6 protein-coding genes and 1 pseudogene are annotated in these 7,920 nt (G+C 71.0%); 2 read left to right on the top strand and 5 right to left on the bottom strand.

All coding sequences use genetic code 11. The features are described from left to right. Nucleotides 1-182: pseudogene (locus ACWEN3_RS35900) on the top strand (hypothetical protein); the annotation flags it as partial. Between the two features lie 60 nt (nucleotides 183-242). Here ACWEN3_RS35900 and ACWEN3_RS35905 read toward each other — a convergent pair. The 5 genes from ACWEN3_RS35905 to ACWEN3_RS35925 form a co-directional block, all read right to left on the bottom strand. After that, complete coding sequence (locus tag ACWEN3_RS35905; RefSeq protein WP_452979714.1) at nucleotides 243-1,163, bottom strand: PAC2 family protein; 921 nt, start codon at nucleotides 1,161-1,163, stop codon at nucleotides 243-245. Between the two features lie 451 nt (nucleotides 1,164-1,614). Then, nucleotides 1,615-3,231: an FAD-dependent oxidoreductase gene (locus ACWEN3_RS35910; protein WP_452979717.1), complete on the bottom strand. Its 1,617-nt coding sequence runs from the start codon at nucleotides 3,229-3,231 to the stop codon at nucleotides 1,615-1,617. A 46-nt stretch (nucleotides 3,232-3,277) separates the two neighbouring features. Further along, nucleotides 3,278-4,816 carry a glycerol kinase GlpK gene (glpK, locus tag ACWEN3_RS35915; RefSeq protein WP_452979719.1) on the bottom strand — a complete coding sequence of 513 codons (1,539 nt, stop codon included), beginning with the start codon at nucleotides 4,814-4,816 and terminating at the stop codon, nucleotides 3,278-3,280. A gap of 64 nt (nucleotides 4,817-4,880) precedes the next feature. Further along, a complete protein-coding gene (locus ACWEN3_RS35920; RefSeq protein ID WP_452979722.1) occupies nucleotides 4,881-5,675 on the bottom strand; it encodes an MIP/aquaporin family protein in 795 nt (264 codons plus the stop codon). 493 nt (nucleotides 5,676-6,168) lie between these two features. Further along, nucleotides 6,169-6,933: an IclR family transcriptional regulator gene (locus ACWEN3_RS35925; RefSeq protein WP_452979724.1), complete on the bottom strand. Its 765-nt coding sequence runs from the start codon at nucleotides 6,931-6,933 to the stop codon at nucleotides 6,169-6,171. A gap of 328 nt (nucleotides 6,934-7,261) precedes the next feature. Here ACWEN3_RS35925 and ACWEN3_RS35930 point away from each other — a divergent pair. Next, the coding region (locus ACWEN3_RS35930) for a homocysteine S-methyltransferase family protein (protein WP_452979727.1) at nucleotides 7,262-7,920 on the top strand (659 nt) is incomplete at its 3' end.

The raw sequence follows: 7,920 nt of genomic DNA on the forward strand, positions 1-7,920 counted from the left end.
GGCCGCACGGCCTGGGGACCGTACAGGCCGTACGGACATCGGAGCGGCACCGTATGCGGATGCGGCTGCTCGCCGCCGTGGACCGCTGGGCGGCCCTCCAGGAGGCCGAGGGCGGCACCGACACCGGCGCCCCCGGCCTGGTCACCCGGGCCGTGGACGCGCTGCTCGGCGTGGCGCTGTAGAAACCGGCAGCGACACGAAGAAGGGGCGGTTCCCGACGGGAACCGCCCCTTCGCCGTACCTCAGCTCTCCGGACCGTCGTCGTCCTCGTCCTTGGGACCACCGCCGGCGGCGGGCGGCCTCGGCTTCCCGCCCGGAGGGCCGACGTCCCGGCGCCGCAGATACCGCTCGAACTCCCGGGCGATCGCCTCGCCGGACGCCTCGGGCAGCTCGGCGGTGTCCCGGGCCTCCTCCAACGTCTGGACGTACTCGGCGACCTCGCTGTCCTCGGCGGCCAGCTGGTCCACGCCCACCTGCCAGGCGCGCGCGTCCTCGGGCAGCTCGCCCTGCGGGATGCGCAGGTCCAGCAGGTCCTCGAGACGGTTCAGCAGCGCCAGCGTGGCCTTGGGGTTGGGCGGCTGGGAGACGTAGTGCGGGACGGCCGCCCACAGCGACACCGCCGGGACCCCCGCGTGCGCGCACGCCTCCTGCAGGACGCCGACGATGCCCGTCGGGCCCTCGTACTTGGTCTCCTCCAGGTCCATCCGCTGGGCCAGGTCCGCGTCGGACGTGACCCCGCTGACCGGCACCGGACGCGTGTGCGGCGTGTCTCCGAGCAGGGCGCCCAGGATGACCACCAGCTCCACGCCCAGCTCATGGGCGAAGCCGAGCAGCTCGTTGCAGAACGAGCGCCACCGCATGGACGGTTCTATGCCGCGGACCAGCACCAGGTCGCGCGGCTTGTCACCGCCGACGCGGACCACCGACAGCCGGGTCGTCGGCCAGGTGATCTTGCGCACCCCGCCGTCCATGAACACCGTGGGCCGGTTCACCTGGAAGTCGTAGTAGTCCTCGGCGTCCAGCGCCGCGAACACCTCGCCCTTCCACTCGCGTTCCAGATGCGCGACTGCCGTGGAGGCGGCGTCACCGGCATCGTTCCAGCCCTCGAACGCGGCCACCATGACTGGGTCGATCAGCTCGGGAACCCCCTCCAGCTCGATCACCCAGTGCCTCCTTCCGACGTGCCCTCGCTTGACTCACCAACCTTACGGCGTCCGGCGGGGGCGTCCGCAGCCCCCTTGTGCGGGGGAGTGACCGGATCACTGCCCCGTTCGCCACCTTGGAACACACGAGCGCGGGGAACCGCGCGACCAGCCACGACGAGGCGGCACCGACGGGACGGCGCGCAGCCCGGCGGCACCCGAAGGGGCGGTTCCGGACACGCGGAACTCGGGACCGGCTGCGACCGGCTCCTCCAACTGGACTGATAACACGCCCAGTTGCTTCTCGTCGATCCGCGAGGCCGCCATGGCGCCGCAACGGCCCGGACAGCCGAGAGGGGCGGCCCCATCGGCGTGGGGACGCCCCTCTCGCTGGGCCGGACCCGGTGCGGTGGTCCGGCGCCGCGGTGCGGCCGGTCCCGGTCGGGGGAGTCGGACCGGCCGCGACCGAGGACTACTTCTTGCCGAGCAGGTCCTGGACCCGGGCGCGGACCTCGTCCGTGGCCAGGCCCCGGATGGTCAGGGTGGTACGGCGCCGCAGCACGTCGTCCGCCGTCTCGGCCCACTCGTGGTCGCGGGCCCACACGACCTGCGCCCAGATCTCCGGGGCGTCGGGGTGGACGCGCTCGGCCAGCTCCGGGTTGTCGTTCGCCAGGCGGGCGATGTCGAAGGCCAGGGAGCCGTAGTGGGTGGCCAGGTGCTTGGCGGTGTCGGCGGCCATGCGCGGGCCGGGCGCCGGGTGGTCCACCAGCAGCCGGTGGGCCACCGCGCGCGGGTTGGCGACGCCGGGCAGCGGCAGCTTCTTCGGCAGGGAGGAGATCGGCTCGAAGTCGTCGCCCAGCGGGTGACCCGGCAGCGACTCCAGCTTCTGCATCACCGTGCGGCCGATGTGGCGGAACGTCGTCCACTTGCCGCCCGCGACGGACAGCATGCCGGCCTTGCCCTCGGTCACCACCGTCTCGCGCTTGGCCTTCGCGGTGTCGCCGGGGCCGCCCGGCAGCACCCGCAGACCGGCGAACGCGTAGGTGATCAGCTCGCGGTCGAGCTGCTGGTCCCGGACGGAGAACGCGGCCTCGTCCAGGATCTGGGCTATGTCCTTCTCGTTGACGGAGACATCCGCCGGGTCGCCCTCGTACTCCTCGTCGGTGGTGCCGAGCAGGAGCATGTCCTCCCAGGGCAGGGCGAAGGTGATGCGGTACTTGTCGATGGGGGTCGCGAGGGCGGCCTTCCACGGGGACGTCCGCTTCAGGACCAGGTGCGCGCCCTTGGACAGGCGGATGGACGGCGCCGCGTTCGGGTCCTCCATCCGGCGCAGGTGGTCGACCCAGGGGCCGGTCGCGTTCAGCACCAGGCGGGCGTCGACCCCGAACTCGTCGCCGGAGACCCGGTCCCTGAGTTCGGCGCCGGTGACCCGGCCCCGCGTGAAGCGCAGCCCGGTGACCTCGGCGTGGTTCAGGACGACCGCGCCCGCCTCGACGGCCGCGCGGACCGTCATCAGCGCCATGCGCGCGTCGTTCATCTGGTCGTCGCCGTAGACGGCGACGGCCTTGAGGTTCTCGGTGCGCAGCTCGGGCACGTCCTGCGCCGCCTTGGCGGGGGAGAGCAGATGGCCCACGCCGTCACCGAACGCGGAGAGCGCGGAGTAGGCGAAGACGCCCGCCCCGAGCTTCGCCGCGCCGTGCGGCCCGCCCTTGTACACGGGGAGGTAGAAGGTGAGCGGGTTCGCCAGGTGGGGGGCCACCTGGCGGGAGACCGCACGGCGCTCGAAGTGGTTCTCCGCCACCAGCTTCACCGCGCCGGTCTGCAGGTAGCGCAGACCGCCGTGGAGCAGCTTGGAGGAGGCGGAGGAGGTGGCACCGGCGAAGTCGCCGGCGTCGACCAGGGCCACCCTGAGCCCGGACTGCGCGGCGTGCCAGGCGGTGGAGATGCCCAGGATGCCGCCGCCGATCACAAGAAGGTCGTACGACGCCTTGGAGAGCTGCTCCCTGGTCTCGGCCCGGCTCGGGAGGGAGCCGGAGGCCGGGTGCGTCCCCAGGGCAGGCACGGACTGCAGGGTGGACTGACTGGTCATGTCGGGTACTTACTCCTCGTCAGACTGTCTGGGCCGATTTGGCGGCTCAGCTCTCGTCCTCGATCCAGCCCATGGTCCGGTCGACGGCCTTGAGCCAGTTCTTGTACTCACGGTCGCGGGTCTCCGCGTCCATGCGGGGGGTCCACTCGGCGGCCCGGCGCCAGTTGGCGCGCAGCTCGTCGGTGCTGGACCAGAAGCCGACGGCCAGGCCGGCGGCGTAGGCGGCGCCGAGGCAGGTGGTCTCGGCGACCATCGGGCGCACCACGGGCGCGTCCAGGACGTCGGAGAGTGTCTGCATCAGCAGGTTGTTGGCGGTCATGCCGCCGTCCACCTTGAGGGTCACCAGCTCGTCGCCGGAGTCCTTGACCATGGCGTCGGCGATCTCCCGCGTCTGCCAGGCGGTGGCCTCCAGGACGGCGCGGGCGAGGTGCGCCTTGGTCACGTACCGGGTCAGGCCGGCGATCACACCGCGGGCGTCGGAGCGCCAGTGCGGGGCGAACAGACCGGAGAAGGCCGGCACGAAGTAGGCGCCGCCGTTGTCCTCGACCGAGAGCGCGAGCGTCTCGATCTCGGCGGCGGTGGAGATCAGGCCCATCTGGTCGCGCATCCACTGCACCAGGGAGCCCGTGACGGCGATCGAGCCCTCCAGGGCGTAGACCGTCGGCTGGTCGCCGATCTTGTAGCCGACCGTGGTCAGCAGACCCGCGTAGGAGTTGATGATCTTGTCACCGGTGTTCATCACCATGAAGGTGCCGGTGCCGTAGGTGGACTTGGTCTCGCCCTCGGAGTAGCAGCACTGGCCGAACAGGGCCGCCTGCTGGTCGCCGAGCGCGGAGGCGACCGGGATGCCGCCGAGCAGGTCGCCGAGCTTGCCGCCCTTGATCTCGCCGTAGACCTCGGCGGAGGAGCGGATCTCGGGCAGGATCTGCATCGGCACTCCGATCGACTCGGCGATCTTCTCGTCCCACTGCATGGTGTGGAGGTTCATGAGCAGGGTGCGGGAGGCGTTGGTGACGTCGGTGACGTGGTGGCCGCCGTCGACGCCGCCGGTCAGGTTCCAGATGACCCAGCTGTCCATGGTGCCGAAGAGGATGTCCCCGGCCTCTGCGCGCTCCTTGAGGCCGTCGACGTTGTCGAGCAGCCAGCGGGCCTTGGGCCCGGAGAAGTAGGAGGCCAGCGGCAGGCCGGTCTCCCGGCGGAAGCGGTCCTGGCCGACGTTGCGGCCGAGTTCCCTGCACAGGGCGTCGGTGCGGGTGTCCTGCCAGACAAGGGCGTTGTGGACGGGCTCACCGGTGTTCTTGTCCCACAGCACGGTGGTCTCGCGCTGGTTGGTGATGCCGATGGCCTTGATGTCGTCACGGGTGATGCCGGCCTTGGCGATGGCTCCGGCGACGACCTCCTGGACGTTGGTCCAGATCTCGTTCGCGTTGTGCTCGACCCATCCCGGCTTCGGGAAGATCTGCTCGTGCTCCTTCTGGTCGACGGAGACGATCCGGCCGTCCCGGTCGAAGACGATGCAGCGCGAAGAGGTCGTGCCCTGGTCGATCGCCGCGATGAACGGGCCTGCGGTGTGGGCGTCGGTCACTGTGTGCTCCTGAGAGATCCGTGGAGATGGGGCTGTACGTACGGCGCGTGCTTCGAGCTTTCCTCTAAGCGAAGGCGACGTTGTAGATGCCTGCAGCGATGGCGCCGCCGATCAGCGGACCGACCACCGGGATCCAGGCGTAGCTCCAGTCGGAACCGCCCTTGTTGGGCAGCGGCAGCAGGGCGTGCACGATGCGCGGGCCCAGGTCACGGGCCGGGTTGATCGCGTAGCCCGTCGGGCCGCCGAGGGACAGGCCGATCGACACGACGACCAGCGCGGTGACGAGACCGCCGAGGATGCCGAGGCCGTTGCCCTTGTCGTTCAGGCCCTGCGTGAGGACCGCGAGGATCAGCACGACGGTGCCGATGATCTCCGTGGCGAGGTTCTGCACCGTGTGGCGGATCTCCGGACCGGTGGAGAAGACGCCGAGGACCGGGCCGGCACCCAGCTCCTGGGCCTCGACGGCCTTGGCCGAGGTGGCCTGCGCCCCCGGACCGCCGACGATCTCCTTGTCGGTCAGGTGCGCGTGGAACTGACCGTAGTAGGCCACCCACACGAGCGTCGCGCCGATCATCGCGCCGAGCAGCTGGCCGGCGAAGTAGACCGGAACGTTGCTCCAGTCGCTGTTCTTGATGGCGAGGGCGACGGTTACGGCCGGGTTGAGATGGGCACCGGAAAGAGGTCCGGAGATGTACACGGCCGTCATGACGGCGAAGCCCCACCCGAAGGCGATGGCGAGCCAACCGGCGTTACGGGCCTTGGAGGCCTTCAGCGTGACGGCGGCACAGACGCCGCCGCCGAGCAGGATGAGTATGGCGGTACCGATGGTCTCGCCGATGAAGATGTCGGAGCTGGACACCCGCGACTCCTTTGTCCTTCGTCCAGGGTTAGCCGAACCCCGGGTCCCGCCGGGGTTCTGCGCCCTCGGGGGTGAGAGCGATGCCGGCCCTTGGCGTTGCCACACTCTAGCGCGTATTGCCGGTAGGTGTTCGACAATGCCGACCGATGGACGGGAGTCTTGCTCCGGCGTTACGGGTGCGTCAAGGGTTCTGTTATCGAATGCACGATCGTTATTGATCGCGGTCGGTTATCGGTCTCCAGCTGTGGAAGTGCGGGATGTCGAGTCGGGCACGCGCCGTGCCGAACTGGGCTTTTGCCCCTTTTTGTCATCATCAGATTACGACTGACACCCGCACCCCGACAGGCGAACGGCTCGCGCCCCGAGCGCGCGCTCACCGCGCGGCGGCCGACGGCCCCGGCTCAGCGGGTCCGCTAGGGCGTGTACGACGAGGACCGGCGCGCCGAAGGGCGGGCCGGTCCCGGGGAGGTGCGTGCGCGTGTGCGGCGGGGCGTCAGAACCGCCCGCCGCCGAGGTCGCGGGAGACCGCGCGGGCGCAGTCGCGCACCGCCGCGATCAGTTCGGGGCGCAACTCGCCGTCCCGGCGGAGCCGTTCCACCGCCCCGGTGATGCCGACCGCGCCCACGGGCATCCGGCGCCGGTTGTGGATGGGCGCGGCGACGGACGCCACCCCGTCCCAGGTCTCCTCCACGTCGGCCGCGTACCCCCGCGCGCGCGTGAGGTCGAGGAGGTGCTCGAAGTCGCCCGCGTCGCACACCGTGCGGTCCGTGAAGGGCTTGCGGTCCGCCTCCAGCACCTCGCTGTGCGCGACCGGGTCGTACGCGGAGAGCACCTTGCCGAGCGCGGTGGAGTGCAGCGGCTGCATGGCCCCGATCTCCAGCACCTGCCGGCTGTCGTCCGGCCGGAAGACGTGGTGCACGATCAGCACGCCCTGCTGGTGCAGCACCCCCAGGTACACGCTCTCCCCGCTGGAGCGGGCCAGGTCGTCGGTCCACACCAGGGCCCGCGCCCGCAGCTCGTGCACGTCCAGATAGGTGGTGCCCAGGCGCAGCAGCTCCGCGCCCAGCTGGTAGCGCCCGGAGGCGTCGTCCTGCTCCACGAAGCCCTCCTGCTGGAGGGTGCGCAGGATGCCGTGGGCGGTGCCCTTGGCGAGGCCGAGCGACGAGGCGATGTCCGACAGGCCGAGCCGCCGCTCGCCGCCCGCGAGCAGCCGCAGCATCGCGGCCGCACGTTCGAGCGACTGGATGTTCCGTGCCATCCCCGTCCTGCCTCCGTCCCTCTTCGACCGCCCACGCGCAGGCGAACGCGGCCGACCTCGGTCGACCGCGACGTGCCCTGTGCACGCCTCGCCACCATCGTTCGGCAATGTCGAACACTACCGGTCCATGCCGACCTCCCGCTAATGGTTCGGTCGACGCCTGTTACATCACACGTGACCTGCGCGTGGCACCAGGGCCACCCGCGTCCGCCTCGTGGACGCCTGTGCCCATCCAAGCCCACTCCCGGTTACTCTGACGCCGTGCGGCAAACCCGCCCGCCGGGGAAACCGCATAGCCGACAGCCGTCGCATCCCAGGGAGCCCCTTCATGGCCTCGTTGCCAACGTCCCCTTCCGCCGACAGCCGGGCCCGCGCGTCCGCACTCCGAGAGGCGCTCGCCACCCGTGTGGTGGTGGCCGACGGAGCCATGGGCACCATGCTCCAGGCCCAGGAGCCCACCCTCGAGGACTTCGAGAACCTCGAGGGCTGCAACGAGATCCTCAACCTCACCCGCCCCGACATCGTCCGCTCCGTCCACGAGGCGTACTTCTCCGTGGGTGTCGACTGCGTCGAGACCAACACCTTCGGGGCCAACCACGCGGCCATGGCCGAGTACGACATCGCGGACCGGGTGCACGAACTGTCCCAGGCCGGCGCCCGCATCGCCCGCGAGGTGGCCGACGAGTTCTCCGCCGGCGACGGCCGGCAGCGCTGGGTCCTCGGCTCCATCGGCCCCGGCACCAAGCTGCCCACCCTCGGCCACATCGGCTACACCACCATCCGGGACGGCTTCCAGGCCAACGCCGAGGGCCTGCTGGCCGGCGGCGCCGACGCCCTGATCGTGGAGACCACCCAGGACCTCCTGCAGACCAAGGCCTCGGTCCTCGGCGCCCGCCGCGCCATGGAGAACCTCGGCATCGCCCCACCACACCGCCCACGGCATGAACCCCGCTGCCGCCAGGCCCACTGGGGCCAGGCGGAGCCACG

It is taken from the genome of Streptomyces sp. NPDC004561, assembly GCF_053602155.1.